17 protein-coding genes are annotated in these 22,649 nt (G+C 68.6%); 4 read left to right on the top strand and 13 right to left on the bottom strand.

Features of this window, described 5'->3' with window-relative positions; translation table 11 throughout:
- Positions 1-40 precede the first annotated feature (40 nt).
- The 6 genes from rimO to RF701_RS04390 are packed head-to-tail and all read right to left on the bottom strand — an operon-like array spanning position 41 to position 6,980.
- Positions 41-1,369 (bottom strand): 30S ribosomal protein S12 methylthiotransferase RimO, encoded by a 1,329-nt coding sequence (rimO, locus tag RF701_RS04415; protein WP_308814207.1) that lies wholly within the window; start codon positions 1,367-1,369, stop codon positions 41-43.
- A 54-nt stretch (positions 1,370-1,423) separates the two neighbouring features.
- Entirely contained in the window at positions 1,424-3,850 is a 2,427-nt protein-coding gene (locus RF701_RS04410; protein WP_308814206.1) for a TonB-dependent receptor domain-containing protein, read from the bottom strand.
- Positions 3,801-4,754: a FecR domain-containing protein gene (locus RF701_RS04405; RefSeq protein ID WP_308814205.1), complete on the bottom strand. Its 954-nt coding sequence runs from the start codon at positions 4,752-4,754 to the stop codon at positions 3,801-3,803. Before RF701_RS04405 ends, RF701_RS04410 begins: the two co-directional genes overlap by 50 nt.
- Positions 4,744-5,301: an RNA polymerase sigma factor gene (locus RF701_RS04400; RefSeq protein WP_210358460.1), complete on the bottom strand. Its 558-nt coding sequence runs from the start codon at positions 5,299-5,301 to the stop codon at positions 4,744-4,746. Before RF701_RS04400 ends, RF701_RS04405 begins: the two co-directional genes overlap by 11 nt.
- 19 nt (positions 5,302-5,320) lie before the next feature.
- A complete protein-coding gene (locus RF701_RS04395; protein ID WP_203310982.1) occupies positions 5,321-6,124 on the bottom strand; it encodes a ChbG/HpnK family deacetylase in 804 nt (267 codons plus the stop codon).
- On the bottom strand, positions 6,099-6,980 hold the full coding sequence (locus tag RF701_RS04390) for a glycosyltransferase family A protein (protein WP_308814203.1): 882 nt from the start codon (positions 6,978-6,980) through the stop codon (positions 6,099-6,101). The genes RF701_RS04395 and RF701_RS04390 overlap by 26 nt, the downstream gene beginning before the upstream one ends.
- 165 nt (positions 6,981-7,145) lie before the next feature.
- On the opposite strand from RF701_RS04390, the gene RF701_RS04385 reads away from it, so the two are divergent.
- The gene (locus RF701_RS04385; protein WP_246848261.1) at positions 7,146-8,651 is read left to right on the top strand and encodes a hypothetical protein; all 1,506 of its coding nucleotides are present in this window, start codon (positions 7,146-7,148) and stop codon (positions 8,649-8,651) included.
- 88 nt (positions 8,652-8,739) lie between these two features.
- Positions 8,740-9,270: a DUF2141 domain-containing protein gene (locus RF701_RS04380; RefSeq protein ID WP_308814202.1), complete on the top strand. Its 531-nt coding sequence runs from the start codon at positions 8,740-8,742 to the stop codon at positions 9,268-9,270.
- Here the strand turns inward: RF701_RS04380 and RF701_RS04375 are convergent.
- The 4 genes from RF701_RS04375 to RF701_RS04360 all read right to left on the bottom strand — a co-directional run bounded on the left by RF701_RS04375 (position 9,267) and on the right by RF701_RS04360 (position 17,695).
- A complete protein-coding gene (locus RF701_RS04375) occupies positions 9,267-10,487 on the bottom strand; it encodes a histidine-type phosphatase (protein WP_308814201.1) in 1,221 nt (406 codons plus the stop codon). The genes RF701_RS04380 and RF701_RS04375 overlap by 4 nt on opposite strands.
- 12 nt (positions 10,488-10,499) lie before the next feature.
- Positions 10,500-13,100, bottom strand: coding sequence for a TonB-dependent receptor (locus RF701_RS04370; RefSeq protein WP_308814200.1), 2,601 nt, complete (start codon positions 13,098-13,100; stop codon positions 10,500-10,502).
- A gap of 103 nt (positions 13,101-13,203) precedes the next feature.
- Positions 13,204-15,579, bottom strand: a complete 2,376-nt coding sequence (locus RF701_RS04365; RefSeq protein ID WP_308814199.1) for a DUF3772 domain-containing protein — start codon at positions 15,577-15,579, stop codon at positions 13,204-13,206.
- Positions 15,580-15,622: 43 nt separating this feature from the next.
- A complete protein-coding gene (locus RF701_RS04360) occupies positions 15,623-17,695 on the bottom strand; it encodes a malate synthase G (RefSeq protein WP_308814198.1) in 2,073 nt (690 codons plus the stop codon).
- A gap of 95 nt (positions 17,696-17,790) precedes the next feature.
- Here RF701_RS04360 and RF701_RS04355 point away from each other — a divergent pair, with 95 nt between their 5' ends.
- Positions 17,791-18,699: a LysR family transcriptional regulator gene (locus tag RF701_RS04355; RefSeq protein WP_308814197.1), complete on the top strand. Its 909-nt coding sequence runs from the start codon at positions 17,791-17,793 to the stop codon at positions 18,697-18,699.
- A 77-nt stretch (positions 18,700-18,776) separates the two neighbouring features.
- Positions 18,777-18,992, top strand: coding sequence for a hypothetical protein (locus RF701_RS04350; protein ID WP_308814196.1), 216 nt, complete (start codon positions 18,777-18,779; stop codon positions 18,990-18,992).
- A 54-nt stretch (positions 18,993-19,046) separates the two neighbouring features.
- Here RF701_RS04350 and RF701_RS04345 read toward each other — a convergent pair whose 3' ends face one another.
- From RF701_RS04345 to RF701_RS04335, 3 genes are all read right to left on the bottom strand, one after another.
- Positions 19,047-20,594 carry an MDR family MFS transporter gene (locus RF701_RS04345; RefSeq protein ID WP_308814195.1) on the bottom strand — a complete coding sequence of 516 codons (1,548 nt, stop codon included), beginning with the start codon at positions 20,592-20,594 and terminating at the stop codon, positions 19,047-19,049.
- Positions 20,595-20,750: 156 nt separating this feature from the next.
- Complete coding sequence (locus tag RF701_RS04340) at positions 20,751-22,055, bottom strand: porin (RefSeq protein WP_308814194.1); 1,305 nt, start codon at positions 22,053-22,055, stop codon at positions 20,751-20,753.
- Between the two features lie 39 nt (positions 22,056-22,094).
- Positions 22,095-22,523 (bottom strand): DUF2147 domain-containing protein, encoded by a 429-nt coding sequence (locus RF701_RS04335; protein WP_203310991.1) that lies wholly within the window; start codon positions 22,521-22,523, stop codon positions 22,095-22,097.
- Positions 22,524-22,649: the final 126 nt, after the last annotated feature.

Here is a 22,649-nt window from a genome sequence, read left to right as displayed (position 1 = left end):
GCAGGCGCAATGGGATCGGCGCCCGGCCTGGAAGGAAGATCTATGACGCCGGTACGCCGTAGAGGTCGTGCTCGTCGGCATCCTCGATGACGACGGACACGATATCGCCGGCGGCCAGGTGTGCAGCGTCGCGCAGGAAGACCTGGCCGTCGATCTCCGGTGCGTCCGCCTGACTGCGGCCGGTCGCCCCTTCGTCGCCGACCTCATCGATGATCACGGGCAAAGTGCGGCCGACCTTCGCCTGGAGCTTCGCCGCCGAAATCGCCGCGGTCTTCTCCATGATCCGGGCGTAACGCTCTTCCTTCACCGCCTCGGGAACGTGATCCGGCAGCGCGTTCGCGGCCGCCCCCTCGACCGGTTCGAAGCGGAACGCGCCGACACGATCGAGCTGCGCCTCGTCGAGCCAGTCGAGCAGATACTGGAAATCCGCCTCGGTCTCGCCCGGGAAGCCCACGACGAACGTCGAGCGGATCGCGATGTCCGGGCAAATCCTCCGCCACTCGTGAATGCGCTGGAGAACCTTGGCGTCATTGCCGGGCCGCTTCATCGTTCGCAGCACCGACGGGGCGGCATGCTGGAACGGAATGTCGAGATACGGCACCACGAGCCCCTCCGCCATCAGCGGGATGACCTGGTCTACATGGGGATAGGGGTAGACGTAGTGCAGCCGGACCCAGGGTGCGATGCGGCCGAGTTCGCGCGCGAGATCGGTCATGTGGGGCACGACCTCGCGCCCGTGCCACATCCGCGGCTCCTTGCGGATGTCGATGCCATAGGCGCTGGTGTCTTGGCTGATCACCAGTAGTTCGCGCGTCCCCGCGGCGACGAGCTTTTCCGCCTCGCGCAGGATCGCGTCGGGCCGGCGGCTGACGAGATCGCCGCGCAGCGAGGGGATGATGCAGAAGCTGCAGCGATGATTGCAGCCTTCCGAAATTTTCAGATAGCTGTAGTGCCGCGGCGTCAGCTTCAGCCCGGCATCCGGCACGAGGTCGAGATACGGAGACAGGTTCGCCGGCGCGGCGGCGTGAACGGCATCGACGACCTGCTCATATTGATGCGCGCCCGTGACGGCGAGGACATCGGGAAACCGGGCGCGGATCACTTCGGCTTCCTTGCCCATGCACCCCGTCACGATGACGCGGCCGTTTTCCTTGATTGCTTCTCCGATCGCCTCCAGGCTTTCCTCCTTGGCGGAATCCAGAAAGCCGCAGGTATTGACGAGCACGACGTCGGCGCCGGCATAGTCGGCCGACATCTGATAGCCGTCGGAGCGCAACTGCGTGAGGATGCGCTCGCTGTCGACGAGATTCTTCGGACAGCCGAGCGAGACCATGCCGACGCGGGGCGGAGAGGGGAGTTTCGTTGCCATGGGAGGTTGCGGCACATAGGCGCAAAACGCGGCGTTTTCCAGACTTGCGTGCGGCTACCAGGCCGCGGTTACCCCCAGCCGGACGTTGAGCGGGCGCGGCGGCGTCGTCTGGTCGCGCATCGCCAGCCGGAACGGATTGCCATAGGCGAAGCGGCTGACCGCCGTGTCCGTCAGATTGTCCACGCCGAGCCGCCAGTCCAGATTGCGCCAGCGCACCCCCGCCGACGCACCCAGCGACCAGTAGCGCCCCTGGCTGACGTCGAGCAGATCGCCCGTCCCCAGCACCGACCGCCCGACATAGGCGATCGTCGCGCCGACCCGGGGCTGCCACGCCGCCGTCCGGTTCCAGGCATAGGTGATCGCCGCATTGCCCGCCAGCGGCGGCGTATCGGGCAGGCGCCTGTTGTCGCGTTTCGATTGATCCGCGACGGGGCCGCTGACGCGATTTTCGGTGAACAGCAGCGCCCCGGTCAGGTCGAGGCCCGCGACCGGAATCCAGTCCGCGGTCGCTTCCACCGTATAGATCGAGGCGTTGCCGATATTGTCGGTATAGGGCGCGCCGCGGCGATTGATCAGGTCCGCCTGGATATCCCGCCACCAGGCCGTCGACGCGCTGGCGGCGAAGGCCAGCCCGGTCGCGCCGCTGCGCAGCCGTCGCAGTCCGAATTCGCCCAGCAGGATCGAATCGGGCTTGTAGTTCGCGACGCGTCCGACCCCCTGCGCGACCGCGAGGCCGCCGGTCCTGAAGCCCGTCTGGAAGCGGGCGAAGGCGGCGAGCCGGGCGCCCAGCCGGTAGGAGAGGGCGACGGTCGGATCGAGCCGCTGCGTCGAACGGCCGCGAATATAGCCGCCGCGCGGCGTCGAGGATGGTTCGCCGTCGACGCGGGCGGCGGTTGCACGCAGCCCCGCCGTCACCGACAGCGCGGGGTCGAGCACGAAGGTGGCTTCGCCGAAGACGGACGCCTGCCGCGTGACGTTGCTGACGCCGATGACGTCCGCCTCGCGCCCGACATATTCGAACTTGCGGCTGAGGATCGACTTGTCGCTGATCAACGACACGCCGATCAGCCACGATGCCCCGCTGGCGAAGCTGCGCGACAGCCGGCTTTCGTGCGACACGAGCAGCTTGTCCATGTCCGTGCGATAGGCGACGGGCGGCGGCGGGACGCGGGCGTACGGCGTCGCATCGAACGTATCGGCCGTTTCGAGCCGCGCGACTCCCGTCGCCGAGACGAGGGACAGGCCGCTCGCCCAGTCGTGGCTGATGACCAGGCGACCGAACAGGAAGCTGCTGTCGAAGGGCTGCGCGATGGCGGCAGCGTGCGTGAGTGGACCGACGACGGGCTCCGCATATTGGCCGTCGCGGCTGACGATATGTTGCGCGGCGCCGCTTGCGTCGACGCGCCATCCGCTCTGGCTCTGCCAACGAGCCGCCAGCCGGCCGCCGCTGACGAACGTGTCATTGGTATCGCGCCGGTGGCGTCGGCTATCGTCGATATAGCCGCCGTCACGCGCCGTATAGGCGACGCCGCGGATGGCGGCGTTCTCGGCCACCGGCAGGTTCAGCATCGCGGCAAGATCGCCGCCATTGTCGCCATGCGCGGTCATGACCGCGCCCGCGGTGACGGACCCCGCAACGCGTCGTGGATCGGGCGCATTCGAGGTGAGCCGTACCACCCCGCCGATCGCGCCCGCACCGTACAGCGTGCCCTGCGGTCCTTCCATGACCTCGACGCTGCGCATGTCGTAGAGGCGCAGCCCGGGGTCCGCACCGGAGGCGTTGAGCTGGACATCGTCGAGATAGACGCTGGCGGTCGATTGCGTCGTTCCCGAGAAGCTGCTGTCCGCGATGCCGCGGATGAACAGCTTGTTGCGGCCCGGCCCGAGCTGCGTGCTCTGGATCACCGGCAGGGTGCGCGACAGGTCGGTCACCTCGCCCACCGAGCCGTTGGGCAATCGCGGCGTGCCGATCGAGAAGGCGATGCTGCCCGGATATCGCAGCAGGGGGATCGCCTGCTTGCTGGCGGTGACGATGATGTCGGCGCCGTTCGAGTCCGAGCCCTGCGATCGCTCAGCCGGAGGCGCCGGGCGGCGGGCGGGGGCGCGGCGCGTCGGCGTCCGCTGCCGGACCACGCGGAAGCCGCCTCCGCGGATCGGCTCGGCGCGAAAGCCGGTGCCGGCGAGCAACCGATCGAGTGCCACGCGGACCGGCAACAGGCCGGTAACCGCATGGGTGCGAACCGCGTTCAGGCCATGTTCGGTGCTTATGATCTCGATGCCGGTCTGTCGGCCGAGGTCGAGCAGGGCGCGATCGAGCGTCGACGGTGCCAGTACGATCGATGTCTCGCGCGGCGGCGCCGCAGCGGCGGGCGAAGGCAGTAAGGGAAGGATTAGCGAAAGCAGAAGCGGGACGACGCCCGCGACATGCGCCTCAACGCGGCGTCGTCGCCTCGCTCGCCAGGATCCATGCCTTTCCGTCACGTCGCCACGTCGCCCCGATCAGATCGGCCAGATGCGGTACGTCCCGATCGGCAATCCCCGTCATCGCGACCATGCCCGTAAAGGGCCGGCTCGACAAGTCGCCCGCCAGCGTGAGACGGAAACCGTACAGGCGGCCGATCCGCGCCGCGACGGTGCCCAGCGGGACCGCGTCGAACGACAGGTGACCCCGGCGCCAGCCGCCGACCTCGTCCGGCGCCACCTTGCTGCGGACGATGCGGCCATCCGCCACCGCGGCGGCGTCTCCGGCAGTCATCACGACGCGCGCATCCGCGGGCGCGAGCATCACGGACCCTTCGGCGACCGCAACGTCCGTTCGCGTCCCGGTGCGCGCGACGTCGAACACGGTGCCGAGATCGCGGATCGCGAGACCGCCCGATTGCAGCGTGAAGGGCGACTTTTCATCGTGACGAACGTGCAGCGTGATCTCACCGCTCTCGAGCGACGCGGTGCGCGGGTCGCCACGGTCGAGCGTCAGGCGCGTGCCGCCGCTCATCTCGATCCGCGTGCCGTCCGCCAGCGTGACGGTGCGCGGCTGGCCGTTCGGCGTCGCGACGACATAGGTGCCGGAAGGGGCGGACGTGAGCATGCCGGTCGCGGCCACCACCGCCACCGCCGCCGCCATCGCACCCCCGGCAACCCAGCCGCGCATGCTCCAGCCGCGACGATGGCCCGGCAATGGCATGTCGTCGTTGGCTGCCTGCGGCGCGGGAAAGACAGCGGCGGCGATCAGGCGGTCGTCCATCGCGACGCGATCATAGGCCGACGCATGGGCGGGGTCGGCTTCGAGCCAGAGGGTGAACGCCTCCCACTCGCGCGCCGACATCTCATCCTGGCGCAGGTGCCAGGCGATCGCCGCATCGATAATCGTCCGGTCAGCCTGCACGCGTGGGACCCCTTTCATCCTCTAGACGACGCGGATCATCCAAACCCTCATCGGCGTGCTGCAATCTGTCGTGAATTTGTCGATAGGCCCGTTGCAGGAGCTTTTCGACGCCGCTGACGCTGATCCCCAGCGTCCCGGCGATGACGCGTTGCGACTCCCCCTCGATGCGGAACAGTCGCAGCGCCGTCGCCATCCGCTCCGGCATGTCGGCGATCGCGGCTTCGACCACGCGCAGCTGGCTGCGCGCGAACAGCGCGCGCTCCGCATTCGGCACCTCATCAGCCGAAGGCATCGTCTCCAGCCACGCCGATTCCCGGGCCACGCGGCGACTGCCGGCGATGCGGCGGTCGGTCGCCAGATTGGCGGCGACGCGATACAGGAAGCCGGCCGGCTGCGCGACGGGGCCGTCGCTCAACCGATCAAGCCGCAGCCACATGTCCTGCAGCACGTCCTCCGCGTCGTCGCGACTGCCCAGCCGCGCCGTCAGCATGCGCAGCAGCATCGGTCGCTGTTCGAGGAAGATGCCGCGCAGCCCGTCTTCCGCCAATCCGCCCGAATCCCAAGCTTCAGGCCGGAAATGCCAGCCCTTCTGTCGCAGCCATGTCCGCGATTGCGGCAGCTTGCAAGGCCGCCGCCTCCCGCGGCCGCGCCGCGGCGATCGCGTCGCCGTCACGATGCCCCGCGCCCGGATGGCACATGACGAGATGCATCTTGCCCGGCCGGCGCAGGAATTTCGGCAGGATCGTGCCGTAGTCGCGTGCGAAGTCGTAATGTCCCGCGAAACCTTCGTTGCAGCGGAGCCCGTGGCGCGCCGCATCCTGGCGCAGGCCGCGACAATGATAGGCGCTTCCGATCGCCTTGCCGACGAATGGGCGGGACAGCATGGCGAGCACGCCGTCGGTGCAGTCGCGCACCCATGCCGCGGGCGCGCGGCGCGCGGTCTCGGCGAGCACGATCTCGCGGATGCCGGGGAGCGCATGGGCGTGCTGGTGCCCGTCGACGAAGGCAGGCGGCCGGCCGAGCACGCCGATGAACGCATCGAACTGGGCGCGGACTTCGCGCGCGATCTCGTCAAGCGCGATCAGGTGCCGTGCGGCGAGCCTGCACAAGGGGTCGATATCGGGCAGCACGCCGTCCGGCGCGGTTTCCGGCATGTGCGTCAGCGGCACCTCGCCCGTCAGCGTAAGGTGAAGCCCGACCTCGACATGGGATGGCAGGTCGCGGAGCAGTTCGGCGTCGTCGGTCCAGCCGGGCATGACGGCCATGCAGCTGGTGGCGTTGAGCTTGCCCGCCCGCGCCAGGGCGGCGATCGTCTCGCTGGTCTGACGCGAAAAGGCGAAGTCGTCAGCACACAGAATTAGACGTGGCAAAAGCCGGACCTTCCAAATCGTGATAGGCACGCTCGCGGATCTTGTTGCTCATCAGACGCCGCCGCTGCAAGCGGGGACCGAGGAACTTGTAGAAGAACCAGTTGCCGGCCCAGGGCGCGGTGGCCGAATAGACCAGACGTTCGAAGAGCGTCCAGCGGATCGAGTCGCGGTCCCGCTCGCGCGGGGAGGGCATGCACCACAGGTCCTGCGAATAGTGCATATCGCCCAGTGCCATCGTGCGATGGATCACTTCGTGATCCTCCAGGATGAACGGCCACAGATCGGGATCGAAGCCGCCCGCGGCGCGCAGGCTGGCGACGTGGAACGCCTGGCCGGCCCCGCCGGCATGGCACTGGCGCGGCAGGGCGCGCGCGGCGGCGAGGATCTTCCGGGCCTCCGCGTCCAGGTCGGACTGATCCGCACCCGGCTCGACGAAATAGGCACCCGCGACGACGCAACCGTCACGCGACAGCAACCGTTCCGCCTCGGCAAGATAGTGGGGCGGATACAGGGTGTCCGCGTCGCAGGTCGCGACATAGGTGGTGCGCACCCAGGCGAGGCCGGTCCGCAGCGCCGCCACCTTGCCCGGCGTGCGCTCCGTCAGCACCAAAGCGTCGAGGCCGTGCGCGCGTGCCGCGCTGCGCGCGATGTCGGCGCTGCCGTCCGTGGAGCCGTTGTCGACGAGGATGAGCTTCGCCGGCACGTGCTGCGCGGCGATGCTGGCGATCGTGGCTGGCAGGAACGCCGCCTCGTTGAAGAACGGGATCAGCACGGTCCAGGCAGTCGTCGCGCGTGGCGCGATGACGCTCCACGGCTCCCCGCCGAAGCCCGCGTCCTGATCGAAGCTCAGATACATGCCCAGTCTCGCTCGTCGGGCGCTGCCTCGTCACCGTCTCCCCCAGTGACGAAGGGCGCTTTGCCTTCCCCACCCATCAGACGACGCCGATCGGGCCGGCCCGTACATCGACTGGTAAAAAAATCCTTATGGTGCGGCCGGGAGCGCTCGGGCTAGGCGGGCGGCATGGCTTCACCGGCATCCGCGCACGACCCGCACACCTCCGTTCCGTCCCGTCCGCATCGCGTGGCTTGGTGGCCGTGGGCCCTCGCCCTGGTCGTGGTCGCCGTCGCCATCCGGTGCCGCGACTTCGGCAATCCGGTCATCCATGTCGACGAGCAATATTATCTTCTCGTCGGCAGCCGCATGCTGGACGGCGCCGTTCCCTATATCGACCTGTGGGATCGCAAGCCGGTCGGCCTCTTCCTGATCTATGCGGCGATCCGGCTGCTGCCCGGTGACGGTATCCTTGCGTACCAGCTCGTCGCGACGCTCTTCGCGGCGGGAACGGCGGCGCTCGTCATGTACGGCGCGCGCCGGCTCGGCGCGGCGCGGGTCGGCGCCTTCGCGGCCGCGGTCGCCTATCTGCTGTGGCTGTCGCTGCTGAGCGGACGGGGTGGACAGTCGCCGGTCTTCTACAATCTGTTCACGGCGGCAGCGGCCGTGCTGACGCTCCGGCTGCCGGCGCTCGCCGCCGCCCGGCGACCGGGCGCGATCGTGGCCAGCGGCGCCGCGGCCTGCCTGCTCGCCGGCCTCGCGATCCAGACCAAATACACGCCCGTGGTGGAGGGGGCGTTCTTCGGCCTGGCGCACAGCTGGTACCTGCGCAGGGCGGGCGGATCGGTCGCGATGCTGATCGGCGCCATGCTGCTCTGGGCAGTGCTGGGGGTGGCGCCGACCGCCATCGTCGTGCTCGCCTATTGGCTGCGCGGGCCGGCGGTGTTCGCCGCCTTCTGGTTCTCCAACTTCGCCTCGATCGCGCTGCGGCACGGGTATCCGGCCGCGAAGATCGCGGCGCGGCTGGCGGGAACCGGCGCGCAGCTGCTGCCCCTCATCCTGTGCGCGGTGGCGGCATGGCGTCGCCGCCCGCGCCGGCCCGAAACCTATATCGTGTTCGGCTGGCTGGGCGCCGCACTGGTCGCGTTCGCGATGATCGGCGCCTTCTTCGACCATTATGCGCTGCCGCTGATGGTGCCGCTGACGATGATCGCCGCGCCGGTCCTCGGTCGCCACCGGGCAGCGATCGTGGCGCTGCTGGGCTATGGCGCGGTGCTCTTCGTGGCGCGCGTGCTGCTGGTACCCACCGACGCGGCGTCCGCGCGCGCCGTGGCCGCGGTGATGCGGACCTATGACGGCGACCAGTGCCCGTTCGTCTTCGCCGGCGACTCGGTGCTCTACGTGCTGGCGGATGCGTGCGTGCCGACGCCCTATGCCTTTCCCTCGACGCTGGCCTATGACGCGGAGCGCGGGGCGACGGGGATCGACGAGGCGGCCGAGGTGCGCCGCGTGCTGGCGGGCAGGCCGCCGGTGATCGTGACGATGGACGAGCCCTTCGCGCCCTGGAACCCTGACAGCGAGGCGGCGGTCGCCGCGGCTCTTCGCCGCGACTATCGCTTGTCGCTTTCCGTCCCGCGCGAGGACGGCCACCTCCTGGCCTATGTCCGGCGCGACCGGCTGTCGGCAGGACGATAAGCCGCCGCCTCGGGGCGGGCGCGGTGCGGGTTGTGCCGCCTGGCATCGTCTACACGGGCGACACCCTCTGCAATGGAGCCATGACGTCGTGCTGATCGCATTCCGCCCGTTCCTGCCGCTGCTGCCGCTTGGCCTGATGCTGGCCTCCGCCGCGGCGCCGATGCCTATCGAGATGCTGGGTTCCGACGCCACCGCCTGTCGCGCAGGCAGGGGGCCCGCCATCCAGGTCAACGTCGCCGGGCTGAAGGACCGGCAGGGCGAGATGTGGCTGGAACTCTACCCCGCCTCCGAGGACGACTTCCTGCGGGACGACACGGCGCTGGTCGCGGAAGGCAAGACGTTCCGCCGCACGCGCGCCGCGCCGCCGGCGAGCGGCGACTTTGCCATGTGCGTCTCGGTCCCGCGGCCGGGACGCTACGCCCTGCTGCTGCGCCACAACCGGACGGGCAAGGACAAGTTCTCGATCTGGAGCGACGGCGTCGGCTTTCCGGGTGCCGGAACGATCGGCCGGTCCAAGCCCAAGTTCGCCCAGGCGGTCGTCGATGCCGGAAACGGCGTGACGGTCTCGACGATCCGCCTGCAGTATCTGCGCGGCCTGCGCGGCTTCCAGCCGCTCTAGTCTCGCGGGGTCGCCGACAGCTTCGCCGCGAACGCTTTCGCCGTGCAAAGGCCGATGATGCCCTTCGCGGAACAGCCCGGAATGGGCAGCAGTGCCATATAGGGCGGGCGGCCGGACGTCAGGGGCGTGAGGTTGCGGATCTGGTCTATCGTCTGGCTGCGGAACACCGCGCGAACGTAATGTGCACCTTCCGCATCCGTGAGCCGTTCGAACAGGATCGCGCCGCCGGGAGAGGGGTCGTCGGCAGCAAGGCCGGGGACTCGCCAGTGCAGGTCGAGCAGGCCACCCATTGCCGCGACATTGGTGTCGTGGCCGACGATCATCGTGACCGGCGCCCGGTCCGCGCCCTGTAGCGCATCGAGGATGAGCGGCGACAGCAGGGACAGATTGGCGCGTGCGAGATAGGCTGGCCGCGCGAGGAGTTGAAATTCGAGCGCATGCAGCGCCGCCAGCGCGGCGATGTCCTCCGCGGTGGCGCGGCCCCAGCCGACCTCAGTCATCGGCTTGCCGTCGGCATATTCGAGCAGAAGGATTTGCGCCGCCGTCGACGCTCGGTCGAGGGCACCGGACAGCTTCGGCCGACGGTCGGGGCGACGCGGTGCCAGATCGCTTGATTGGTCGCCGACGCCGCATCCGGGCCTGGGCGTTTCGCACAGGATCGCGTCGAGGCGAGTCAACAGCGGCCGGACACGCGCCTCATGACCGGCGATGCCGCCGGGTCCGGCGGCGGCCAGCACCGCCGCCTGCGCCGTCGCGGCATCGAAAGACACCGCCTTTTCATCGATGGGCGAGAAGAGCGGGTCGGCCTCGCCCTGCGGCCGATGTTCGATCGATGCGGAGCAGCCAGGCGCGATCCCCCTGGCATAGGCTTTGGCCGTCTCGATCGTCCGTTCGTCGCTGTCGGCGACAAGACGGATACGGGCACAGCCCGTCACCGGCAACAGTCCCTTGGCGACCCAATAGCCACGGTCGAAGGCCGCGACCTGCGTGACCGCCGCGCCGCCGTGCGGCGTCAGATAGCCGGGGGCGACCGGCCATGTCGGCCAGGGCCGATCCGCGACGCCGGCCGGCATCGGCGGCGCCTTTGTCGGTGGCCGCACTCCGTGGCGCATCAATACCACGGTGCGATCGAGCATCAGCCCCGTGGGGACCGGAAGCTGCTGCGCCGCTGCCGGCGAGGCGAGGGCCAGGGCCGCAGCCAATGTCGTCCGGATCATCGTCTGTCCCCGTCAGAAATGCAGCTGCACGCCCCAGCGGAAGCTGTAGCCATAGCGTTCTCGTTCGACCAGTTGCGGCTTCGTGCCGATGAAGCGCCGCCACGGTGCATCGGTGAGGTTCAATGCCTGACCGAAGAAGGTCAGTTGCGGCGTGACCTCGTAGCTTATGTTGGCGTCGAGCTGACCGTTGGCGTCGGTATACTGATCGGTCGCCGCCGTTGCGCCCAACGTGTCCAGATATTTGGAGCGGTACGAATAGGCCGCGCGGACGGCAAAGCCATATTTCTCGTAGAACAGCTGCGCGGTGCCGACATCGCGGGATTGCAGGAACAGCGGGAAACGTCCGCTTCGCCCGCCGGGGATCACGCCTTCGCCATGACCGGTGATATGAGCGTAATTGGCAGCGATGCCGAAACCGTCCAGCGCGCCGGGCAGGAAGGTGAAGCGTATCTGGAGATTGGCCTCCAGTCCGTCCAGCACTGCCTTGTCGACGTTCGTCGCCTGCGCGACGGTGACGCCGTTGAGCACCTGCCCCGCGAAGGTGCCGTTCACCCCTAGTGTCGCGCCGGTGTAGATGGGGTTGTCAATGACCTTGCGGAAATAGCCCAGGGACAGCAGTCCCTGGCCCGGCAGGTAATATTCGATCGCCGCGTCGAGGTTCACCGCCCGGTACGGCTTGAGAGCAGGGTTGCCGAGCGTCACGTTGACCGGCGACACCGTCTGGTCGACGAGCACATAGGGGGCGAGATCGGGATAGTTCGGCCGGCCGAGCGACGTCGTCGCAGCGGCGCGGACCAGCAGGCCGTCGGTCACTTCCCACTTCGCATTCAGGCCGGGAAACCAGTTGGTATAGCTCTTCGCACCGAAGGCGTTGTAATCCAAGTCCAGCGGCGATGCGGGGGTAACCAGCTTCGCCTTTGTCCGATCGCGCGTATGTTCGACACGCACGCCCGGCACGATCGTGACCGGGCCCAGATGCGCGGTGACCATCGCATAGCCGGCCCAGATCTGCTCGGCGACGTCATAGTCATTGGCCAGGCTGTTGGTCCGGCTGGAGGCGATGTTGGCGGTGATGGTGCCGGGATTGGCGACGAGATAGGCCTGCGCCGTGTCATAGCCGATCCGGACCGGAAAGACGTAGCGACCGTCGTAGAAGCTCGTGTCGCCCAGATAGGATACGGTGGCGAGCGTGAACGCACGGCCCGCGGTCAGTCCGTAGGTCAGATAGTCGCGGGCGTTGGTCTTGTGGCGATCGAGATATTTGGCACCGACCTTCAGGCTGCTGTCGTTCGCGAAGCCCAGCGGCAGCGTCAGGTCGGCGCGGCCCTGCCACAGCGTTTCCACCGCGTTGCGCGTGTCGTAATTGACGCTGTTGAGCGCATAGGCACTTTGATTCGCATTCGGCTGGACCGACGGCGTGAAGGCATAGGGCGTGTCCGAGACGTCATAAGCGACCGTCAGCGCGCTTCCGCCCGTGCGGAAGTTATATTCGGAGCGGAGCGGGTCGCGCTTCTGCGCCCGCGTCCATGCCCCGGCCAGGTCGAGTGCCGCGTCGCCGAAGCGAAAGTTGCCGCCGGCCTGCACCGACTTGGTATTGTCGGTTTCCTCGCGTCGGCGAACGCGGATGCTGCCGCGTCCCCGGAACGTGCCGCTCGTCGGCCCCGTCGCGACGACGGCGGACTGGTTGTCGATGATGAACTGGTCGCGGGTCTCGTTGTCGTCGAACCGCGACAACGTGCCGCGCAGAAACAATTTAGCCCTGTCCGTCGGATGCCAGTCGAGGTTGAGGACGACGCCCTCGCGGGTCCGCGCGAGGTTGTAGTCGCGCAGCGCCCCCTGGTCGGGCAGGACGACGCTCGGCGCGATCGACCCTGCCGCGGTGGTCACCGCACGCCAGTTGGTCGAACCCTGGAAGTTCTCGGACTCGATCGGCCGGCGCGAGTAGTTCACCGAAAGCACCGCACCGAACTGCTCGTTCGCGCCGAACCGGCCGCCGATTTGCGCGTCGCCTTCGTAAGGATGGCCACCGTTGAGGTGATAGGCGCCATATTGCAGCCGCGCGTCCGCGAACAGCGGCGCCTTGCGGTCGAAGGCCGTCAGGGTGCGGATGTTGACCTCACCGCCGATCGCGTTCGCATCCTGGTCCGCCGTCAGCGATTTGGTGACGATCACCGAGTTGATCAGGGCCGACGGCATGTCGTCCAGCTTGACCTGCCGTCCGTCCGGCTCCGGGGCCGGCATCGTCAGACCGTTGAGGACGACATTGACCAGGTTCGGATTGACGCCGCGGATGATGACGTAGCGGCCTTCGCCCTGATCGTTGGCCACGGAAACACCCGGCAGCCGGCGGACGGCTTCCGCGACATTCTGGTCGGGCAGCTTGCCGACGTCATTGGCGTACAGTGCCTCGACGACGTTGTCGGCCTGCCGCTTCGTCTCGATCGCCTTCTTCTCGCCCTGCGCGGTGCCGACGACGAGGATGTCCGCCTCGGTCTGATCGTCGGCAGGCGTGGCCTCCGTCGCGCGGGCGGCCGGCGACGTCTGCGCCTGAGCGGCGGACGCCACGAAAAGGCCGAGCGCGGAGGCGCCAGCGCGCAGCGAGGCGGATGTCATGACGGCTTGTCCCCCAGAATCGGCACCTCGGTGCCGTTGATGGGACGTCGCTAGGCAATCACCTTTTCATGCTCGTTTCACCAAGATGAACCAAATGTGACGTTCATTCTGTTCGAATGTTCGGGGGGATGATTTCCAGCTTTTGCGGCAATGTGCCGATCTCTATGCCGCGCTCGCGGAACCGGCGCAGCAGCACCAGCAGGATCGCGCTGCGGGTCGGATAGGCGGCGCGTGCGCTGGCGACGTGTGCGAAGCAGTTGAACAGGATGCGGTCGTTGGCGATGCCGTCGATGAACGCAGCCGGCGCCGGCGCGTCGAGCACCGCCGGCTCTTCCGTGAAGCTCTGTAGCACGAGCGAGCGGACGAGGTCGGCGTCGGTGCCGAGCGGCACGGAAAATTGCAGCTGGATGCGGCCGAGCGCGTTGCTCAGCGTCTTGTTGAGCACCGATTTGGTGATCAGTTCCGAATTCGGGACGATCAGCGTCGAATGGTCGGCCAGCTCGATCTCGGTCGAACGGACGCTGATCCGCTTGACGTCGCCCTCGTCTGTGCCGACGCGAACGAGATCGCCGATCTTGATCGGGCGTTCCGCGAGCAGGATGAGGCCGGAGACGAAGTTCTGCGTGATCGCCTGAAGACCGAAACCGATGCCGACCGACAGCGCCGACAGCAGCAGCGCGATCCGCTCGACGCCGATGCCGAGCGATGCGAGCGCCCAGATCACCGCGAGCGCAATACCGACGTAGCGCGCGACGAGGCTGACCGAATTGCGGCCAGACCCGTCGAGGTCGGTGGTCGGCAAATACCGGTTCTCGAGCCAGCTCATGAACGCGCGTACGAGCGCCAGCCCCACGAACAGGACGAGCAGACCCTGCAGGATCGCGCCCGGCGAGATGGCGATGCCGCCGATCTGCACGCCCTGCGCCAGCGCGCCCAGCCGCCCGAAGATGGCGGCGACACCCGCACCCGCACCGAACGGGTTCAGCAGCAGCGCGAGCGCGGCGATGCCGAGCGCGAGGCGGACGATGCCGGAGAACAGCACACCGAACTGGTCAACCGCGCTGCCACGGATACCCAGACCCTGGACCAGCACCACGCCCAGCCGGCTCGATCGACGGAACAGCGTGGTCGCCACGTCGTCGACCGCCGCCATCAACAGATACACGCTGCCTCCGACGACCGTCGTCCAGCCGATCATCCGCGCCAGCAGCAGGCTGAGGCTGACGTAGCCGAGCAGCAGCGCGCCGATGGCGCCGATGACCACCACCCAGGCGAGCAGCGTCGCGGCGCCGAGCCAGGCGGTCGCCGACGTGCTCGCCGCATCGGGCTGCGCGGCGGCGCGGCGCGCGCGAAGCGTCGCGATCACGAGCAGCGTCGCGACAATCAGCGCGAGATGGAGCAGGGCCTCGCCGGCCTGCGTCGCCACCTGCGCCGCGTTGCTTGCGCCGATACTCGTCTCGAACGCCTCGATCATGATTGTCACGAAGGCGAGCAGGCTGAGCAGCTGGGTCAGGGGCCGCAAGCGCGCGGCCGCTTCGTCGCCGATCGGCGCGATCCGCCACGAGGCCTGGTTGCGCATCAGTAGCGCGCCGAAGATCGCCATGGTGAAGCCGCTGAATCCCGCCGCCATCACCAGCGCATCGAGCAAGTCGCTCCACCGCTGCGGCAGCAGACCCGACCAGCGCAATCCCTGGACGAAGGAAGCGGCGGCGAGCGTGGGCATCAGCGTGCCAATCGCGACGCGCCACATGGCGTTGGCGGAGCGTCGCACGCGCCGGCCCGGCGCATCCTCGACCAGGAAGCGCTGCCCCGCCCGACGGGCGATAAGGCGCGCGGGAAACAGCAGAACGAGGGCGAGGATCGCGCCGACGATGGCATGCCACGGCAACCCACCGTGCCATTGGGTCGCGATCTGGGCGGTGCCCTGGTTGAGGAAGGCGGTGATGCGTCGCAGGTCGCGCGGCAGGTTCTCGGCGATCTGGCGCCAGAAATCGGGGGAAAGCGGTGACGGTGCCCTGGCGGTGATGCGCTCGCTGAGCTCCTCCGCCTGCGTCCGATCCATCTCCGCGAGCAGCTGCTCGGCCTCGACACCGAGCAGATTGCCGCGCTTGACCGCCGCGTCCAAAGTGCTGTGCTGCTGCGCGAGCCGGCTGCGCTGTGCATGGATGTCGGGCGCCTCGCTGCCGTCCTTCGGCGCCGGGCCGAGCTGCGCGATCCGCGCATCGACAAGGGCCAGCTGGTCGTGCAGCTGTTCAGCCGCGTCTTGCGCATCCTGCTGCGCATTGGTGATCTTGCCCCGCAGCGTCTTGATGTCGCCACGCGCTACCCGACCGTCGAGCGCGCGATCGACGCTGCGCAAGTCGATCTCGGCCGCGTCGATCTGGCGTGCGAGGTCGCCCGGCGATGGGGCCTGCGCCCGCGCGCCGACGGCCGGGAGAAGGAGCGCGAGCGCGAGCGACAGGCGTAGGATCCACGACATGCGGACGCATCCTTGCCTCGCGCCGCGGCGGAGAGGCAAGCGGCTATTGTCCGGTGCGCCGCTTCGCCTCCGCCCGGAATCGATGCAGGAGCGGCTCGGTATAGCCATTGGGCTGCCCCACGCCCTCGAACACCAGCGCGCGGGCGGCCTGGAAGGCGATACTGTCCGCCTCCCGGCCCGCCATGGGGCGGTAGGCGGGGTCGGAGGCGTTCTGGCGATCGACCTTGGCCGCCATGCGCGCGAGAGCCTCCTCGACCTCCCGTTCCGTCGCGACGCCGTGCAGCAGCCAATTGGCCATGTGCTGCGACGAGATGCGCAGGGTCGCGCGATCCTCCATCAGGCCGACGTCGTGGATGTCGGGCACCTTCGAGCAGCCGACTCCCTGGTCGATCCAGCGCACGACATAGCCGAGGATACCCTGCGCGTTGTTGTCGAGTTCCTCGCGCACCTCCTCCGGGGACCAGTTGCGGCCCGCCGCCAGAGGCGGGGCGAGCAGGGCGGCGAGGGGCGCGACCCCCTCGCGCTGCCGGGCGCGCTGCCGCGCGGCGACGTCGACGCGGTGATAGTGCGTGGCGTGCAGCGTGGCGGCGGTCGGCGAGGGGACCCAGGCGGTCGTCGCGCCGCTCATCGGATGCGCGATCTTCTGGTCGAGCATGTCCGCCATGCGATCGGGCGCCGCCCACATGCCCTTGCCGATCTGCGCGCGTCCGGCGAGCCCGCAGGCAAGGCCGATCTGCACGTTGCGATCCTCATAGGCGGCGATCCAGCCGCTCGCCTTGACCTCGCCCTTGCGGATCATCGGGCCGGCCCGCATCGCGGTGTGGATCTCGTCGCCGGTGCGATCGAGGAAACCCGTGTTGATGAACACCAGCCGGTTGCGGACTGCGGCGATGCAGGCGGCGAGATTGGCGCTGGTGCGTCTCTCCTCGTCCATCACGCCGACCTTTATCGTATGGCGCGGCAGCGACAGCAGGTCCTCGACCGCATCGAACAGCCGGTCGGTGAAGGCGGCCTCCGCGGGGCCGTGCATCTTCGGCTTGACGATGTAGATCGCGCCGTGCCGGCCGTTGGCCCGCCCGCGATCGTGCCGCGCGATCAGGCTGGTGACGATGGCGTCGAGCATGCCTTCCGGCGCCTCGTCGCCATCGGGCAGTCGGACGGCAGGGGTCGTCATCAGGTGGCCGACGTTGCGCACGAGCAGCAGGCTGCGCCCGGGCAGGACGATCTCGCTGCCGTCCGCCGCGCGATAGGTGCGATCGGCTGCCAGCCGGCGCGTCAGGGCGCGGCCGTCCTTCTCGAACGTCTCGGTGAGGTCGCCGCGCATCAGGCCCAGCCAGTTGGCATAGGCCGCGACCTTGTCGGCCGCATCGACGGCGGCGACCGAATCCTCCAGGTCGCAGATCGTCGTGATCGCGCTCTCCAGCACGACATCGGCGATGCCGGCGGGATCGTCGCGGCCGATGGGATGATCGCGGTCGATCACCACCTCAATATGCAGGCCGTGGTGGCGAAAGAGCAGCGACCCGTCGCCGCGACCGGCGAACAGCGACGGATCGGCAAGCTGCGGTTCTCCGGTCAGATCGCCCCAGGATCCCCCGGCCAGCGGCAGCGCCTCGTCGAGGAACGCCTTCGCCCAGGCGACCACCAATGCCCCGCGGGCAGGATCGTACCCCGGCGCGCGCGCGCCCGGGATCGCGTCGGAGCCGTATAGCGCGTCGTAGAGGCTGCCCCAGCGCGCATTCGCTGCATTGAGCAGGAACCGGGCGTTGAGGATGGGCACGACCAGTTGCGGCCCGGCGATGGTCGCGACCTCGTCATCGACCAGGCCCGGCGCGATCGCGAAGGGCTCCGGCTCCGGCACCAGATAGCCTATGTCGCGCAGGAAGCGTTCGTCGACCGCTTCGCCTGCGGCATAGCGCGCGTCGATCGCCGCCTGCAGCCGATCGCGCTCCGCCAGCAGCGCGCGGTTCTCGGGCGCGAACCGTTCGAACAGCCTTGCCATCCCCTGCCAGAAGGCGGCGGTATCGACGCCGGTCCCGGGCAGCGCGTCCGTTTCGAGGAACGCGGCCAGGTCGGCCGAAACCTGCATTCCGGCGCGTTCGGTGAAGCTCAACATATCGGATCTCCGTCGCTCGAGCGTGGCTTGTAGCGCGACGATGATCCGTTCGATAGACGACACGATCGACGGTGTGTTTTTCGAAAGAGGAAAGAATGGCATTCGATCCGGACTATGCCGTCTTCGCGGCGGTGGCCGAGGCGGGCAGCCTGACGGGCGCGGCGCGCATGCTCCGCCTGTCACCTGCCGCGGTGTCGAAGCGGCTCGCCGCCCTCGAGCAGCGGCTCGGTGCGCATCTGGTCCATCGGACGACGCGGCGGCTGGCCCTGACCCCCGCAGGCGAGCGGTTCCGCGACGATCTGGCGCCGATCTCCTCTGCCCTGAACGCAGCGGAGGCGCGGGTCGCGGGGCGCGGCGGCAAGGCCGCCGGTCGATTGACGGTGAGTGCGCCGACCTCGTTCGGCCGTCTCCATATCGCGCCGCATCTCGCGACCTTCATCGCCCGGTATCCGGAAATCGAGCTTGCGATCGATCTGGACGACGGCTTCGTCGACCTGCACGGCGCGCGGATCGATGTCGCGGTCCGCATCGCCCCGGCGATCGGCGACGGCCTCGTCGCGCACAGACTGGCGGGGAGCCGCCGGCTGTTGTGCGCGGCACCGGCCTATCTCGAGCGCCATGGCACGCCCGATTCGATCGCGGCCCTGACGCGACATCGCCTGCTGGCCGCGGAGGGGCAGATGCCGTGGCGCCTGTCCGGCGGCGGCCGACCGGCGATCGTGCGGCAGAAGAGCCACGTCCGCACCAATTCGAGCGAGATGGTGCGAGAACTGGCGCTCGGCGGCGCGGGCATCGCGCTGCGTTCGCTGTGGGACGTGGCGAGCGACCTCGCGCAGGGACGGCTGGTCCGCATCCTGGCGCCGTGGCAAGGCTCGGCCAGCGCCGCCATCTATGCGGTGCATCTGCCCACGCCGCATGTCAGTCCCGCGGTGACGGCCTTTGTCGCCTTTCTGCGCGAGGTCGTGGACGAAGCGGACTGGGCGATGCCCGAACGCGCCGGATGACGTCGAATTCATGGAACGGGGTCGGCCCGTTGCGGCTTATTCCGGCTCATCGACGATCGACACGAGGAGGGACGATCATGAAGGTTCTGATGCTCATCGCCGCGAGCACGACGCTCGTTGCCGCGCAGCCCGTGCTCGCCAAGGGCTGTATCCGCGGTGCCGTCGCGGGCGGCGTCGCCGGCCACATGGTCGGCAAGGGCCATGGCATGGCGGGTGCGGCGGTCGGCTGTGTCGCGATGCACCACCATTATGCGAAGAAGGCGCGTGCCGCCCGGGCGGCGCAGGCGCGCTGATCCACCGCAAAGTTTAGTGAGCGCGGCCCCGGTGCGTATCCGCCGGGGCCGCTTTTACGTGCGCGGACGGCTGCGGCCGGTCAATTCGGCTCCCGCCTCCCGGTCGAAGCGCAGGTTGACGAAGACAGCGCACAGCGAGATCGCGGTCACCGTCCAGAACGCCACGGAGAAGTCGGCGAAGCCCGGCCGCGACCGGTCGGACCATAGCATCGAAGCATGCAATGCCGTCGCGCCGGCGCAGATGCCGAGCGACAGCATCAGCTGCTGGAAGGTCGAATAGAAACTGGTCGCCGCGCTCATCCGCGTCTTGTCGATCTCGTCATAGGCGATCGTGTTGTAGGCGGTGAACTGGAACGACATCAGGAAGCCCGACACGACGAGCACCGCGAAGACCGCGGTAAGGGGCCAGTCGGCGCGGAACAGGCCGCAGGCCGCATAGGCGCCGGTCCCGAGCAGTCCCATGACCACGAGGCTTGCGCGAAATCCGAACCGGCGCAGGATCCGGCGCGCGACTCCCTTCATCCCGAACGATCCGATCGCCCCGGCGACGGTCATCGCGCCGCTCTGCGCCGCGCTGAGCCCGAAGGCGAGCTGCATCATCAACGGCAGGAGGAAGGGCTGGGCACCCTGTGTGATGCGGGTCAGCGAGCCGCCGATCACCGACAGGCGGAAGGTCGGCACGCGCATCAGCGATACGTCCAGGATCGGATGGGCGATATGTTTGGCGTGGCGCAGATACAGCGCGCCGAAGGCTGCGCCGACCGCGACGAGGATCGCGGCCAGACGACCTTCGCCGCTGCGGCTCGCCATTTCGAAGCCCATCAGCAGGCAGCCGAGCGCGATTCCCGACAGAAGGAACCCGGCCGGGTCGAACGGGTGCGGCGCCTCTTCGCGGATATCGGCGATGAACCGGCCGACGAGCCAGATGCCGACCACGCCGATCGGCAGGTTGAGCCAGAAGATCCATCGCCAGTCGAGATAGGTGACGATAAAGCCGCCCAACGGCGGCCCGACGATGGGGCCGATCAGCGCGGGCATGATCAGCCAGGACATCGCCGAGACCATGTCCCGCTTCGCCACCGACTTGAGCAGGACGAGCCGGCCGACCGGCATCATCATCGCGCCGCCCACGCCCTGCGCGAACCGTGCCAGCGCCATCAGCGGCAACGTCGGGGCGAGCCCGCACGCCAGCGAGCCGGCCACGAACAGGCCGATCGCCGCCCGGAACACCGCGCGCGCGCCGAAGCGGTCCGCCATCGTGCCGGACGCGGGGATGAAGACGGCGAGGGCAAGAAGGTAGGACGTGAGCGCGATGCTCATTTCGGGCGCGCGTACGCCGAAGTCGCGCGCCATCGTCGGCAACGCCGTCGCGAGCACGGTTGCATCGAGGTTTTCCATGAACATCGCCGTGGCGATGATCAGCGCGACCGTGCGGTAATTGCGTGTCGGTTGCTCGCCGCCGTCATTGTCCTGCGTCTGCGCGATATCGCTGCCCGCGGGTACGATGCCATCGCGCACCTCGGCGTTGACCGAAGCGATGCCGCGGCGGCGCGGCCGAAGGAGCTGGCGGGGATCGAGCGACGCGGGAAGGTGGAGTTGCAACGGAGCGAGGTTTCCCAAGGATTGACGGGACCCGAACGGGTACCTCTCCGGCAAGTTGCGTCGTCTGTTGCGGCGATAGCCGCGATATAGGGAAAGACCAGTGACTTATCGAGGGGCAATGCCCCTCCCCGCAGGGGGGAGGGGCTTGGTCCGCGATCAGAGGCCGATATGGGCGCCGAGCGAGAAGACGAGCGCGCGCGCGTCGGTCAGCGTGCCGCTGGTCAGGACCGGGGTCTGGAGCGGCGTGCCCGCATAGGCCGCGGTGCGGCGATCGATCGTCGCGTCCTTGAAGTCGACGTAATTGCCCGCGAAGTCGATCCCGATGCGCGGCGTCAGCTGGAAGGTGCCGCCGGCACCGTAGTTCCAACGGTCCGCGTCCGGCACGCGCGCATCGCGCAGGCCGTTCTGCGTCGGCGTGTTGGCATGCTGCACGCCCGCGCGCAGCGTCAGCGCGGGCGAGACGGCATAGTCGAAGCCGCCGGCCTGGCTCCAGCTGTCACGATAGTTTTCCGGCAGCGCGGTGTTCAGCGGCGCGCCGAGCCGGATCGCGTCGAACTTGCTCCAGTTGTACCGGACGATCTGCGCGTTGAAGGTCAGCGGCGAGGCCAGCTTGAAGCGGCCCGAGACGATCGTCTGCGCCGGCGTGTAGAACTGCGCCTTCAGGCCGGACAGGGTCACGTTCTGCGTCGTGGGGATCGGCGCCTGCAGTCCGGTGACGGTCAGGTCGCCCGTCAGCGTGTGCTTGATCCGCGACTTGTAGCTGATGCCGACGGTCGCCCAGCTGTTGTGCATCTGGACGCCGGCGCTCCAGCCCAGGTCCCAGCCGTCACCCTCCAGCTTCTGGCGGCCGTCCGCCTGCAGCGGCGAGACGTTGGGCAGGGCGTTGCCGAGGCTGGCATAGACGTGCTCGACGTTCACCGCGCCGCCGACGCGCAACCAGTCGGTCGGCGCGATCGCGAGGCTGGGCTGGATGTCGACCGTCTGCAGCTTGGTGCGCAGCGCGCTGTACCGCGCCCAGCTGGTCGGAGCGTAGTCCGTCGTGAAGCTGTAGGGCGACGTGACGGCGAGGCCGACCGCGACCTTGTCGCCGAACGGCACCGCGATCGCTCCCGACGGCAGCACACCGTTGTTGATCGGGTCGCGCGAGACCTGGTCGCCGCCGACTGGCGCGCAGGCCTGGCCCGGGCGGCAGATCAGCGTGCCGGCGTTGTTGACCTTGCCCTTGGGCAGGATCACCGCCGCGGAGATCGCGGCATCGACATGATCGAGGCCGCCGATCGACGCCGGGTTCCACCACAGCGACTGAGCGCCCGTATCGGCGCCCTCGCCCGAAAAGGCACGACCCGCGCCGCGCGCGGACTGTTCCTGAAGGTAGAAGGCCTGGGCATGGGCGGTCGCAACCCAACCGGCGGAGGCGATCAGCGCGGTGGCCGAAAGGGCAAATTTCGTACGCAGGGACATGGGAAAGCCTTTACTGACAGATAAGCGGGAAAATGAGGATCAGCGGACGCGGGTCCAGGTCTGCGTCTTGCAGAGCGGGACGAAGATGCAGCCGCGCACCTTGAGCGTGTTGGCGTCGATCGGCGTCACCGTCGCCTTGTAGGTCTTGCCGTCATCGGCCTTGTAGATGGTGCCGCCACTCCACGCATTGCCATCGGCCTTGAAGCCGCTGAGGATCAGCAGCCCCTTCAGCGGGCGGTTGCGAAGGCTGGCGTCGGGATTCTTGCTGTCCTTGAGATTCGGTTCCGTCCGCAGCAACTCGGAGGTCACGATGCGACCGCAGATCGAGGCGCCGCAGCGCTGGATCTCGACGACGCCGCCGCGCGTCTCCGTCTTCCACATGCCGAGCGCGGCATCCGCATTGGCGGCCTGCGCGGCGGGTGCCATGGGGGCGGCGGCAAGCAGCGCGCCGACGAGAAGCAGGGACATGCGAAAACTCTCCTCTCCGAACGGGCCGTCCGCTAAAGGGCGCGGGCGGCGGGGCAGGGGCCCGAAGGCGAAGACGCCGCATGCTTGCGGTCGCCGCGAGACGTGCCGAATTCGTCATTCAACGAA

The organism is Sphingomonas sp. GV3 (genome assembly GCF_031082075.1).
GTDB lineage: Bacteria > Pseudomonadota > Alphaproteobacteria > Sphingomonadales > Sphingomonadaceae > Sphingomonas > Sphingomonas beigongshangi.
The sequence above is the reverse complement of the archived record's forward strand: the minus strand, read 5'-3'. Positions and strand labels throughout refer to the sequence as shown.